We start from the raw sequence: 642 nt of genomic DNA, 5'->3' as shown, positions 1-642 counted from the left end.
CGCATCCATTGGGCAGAGCCTGTCGCTGGCCAGCGCGGACGGCTCGGTGGAGAGTCGCTTCCTGGAGTTGTGGACCGTCTACGACGCAGGCGACGACAAGACGCTGCTCTTCATGGACCGCAACCGCAGCGGCGTGGTCGACGCGAACGACTTCCTGCTCGAGTTCAACGGCCATGTGCCGTCGAACGCGGCCAGCTTCAGCAGCGGCAGCTTCACCGTCAAGGTGGGCACCGCCGCTGACGACACCGACACCAGCCCGGCACTGACGGCCGATGACGATATTGCCTATGGCCTGGGCGGCAACGACACGCTCAATGGTCTGGCCGGCCAGGACACACTCAACGGTGATGGCGGCAACGACATCCTCAGCGGCGGGGCCGACCGGGACTATCTCTACGGTGGTGCGGGCAACGACACGCTGTATGGCGACACCGGTACGGACAGCCTGTACGGAGGCAGCGGCGCGGACACGCTGTACGGTGGCGACGACGCCGATACGCTGTATGCCGAAGGCCCCAGCGATGCGGCCGGCAGCGGCACGGTGGCGGACGCGCCGGGCACGGTGAATGTGCTCAACGGCGGCGCCGGCAACGACTACCTGACAGGCGGCGCCGGTAACGACACGCTCAATGGTGATGCCGA

Annotated in this window: 1 protein-coding gene; it reads left to right on the top strand. The window is 67.0% G+C overall.

What is annotated here, in order from left to right; translation table 11 throughout:
- Positions 1–642, top strand: a 642-nt coding sequence (locus tag WG898_RS25170) for a calcium-binding protein (RefSeq protein WP_339605519.1), incomplete at both ends; no start/stop codon positions are given.

The organism is Paucibacter soli (assembly GCF_037482845.1).
GTDB lineage: Bacteria > Pseudomonadota > Gammaproteobacteria > Burkholderiales > Burkholderiaceae_C > Paucibacter_B > Paucibacter_B soli.
This window is presented reverse-complemented; position numbering and strand designations above follow the sequence as displayed.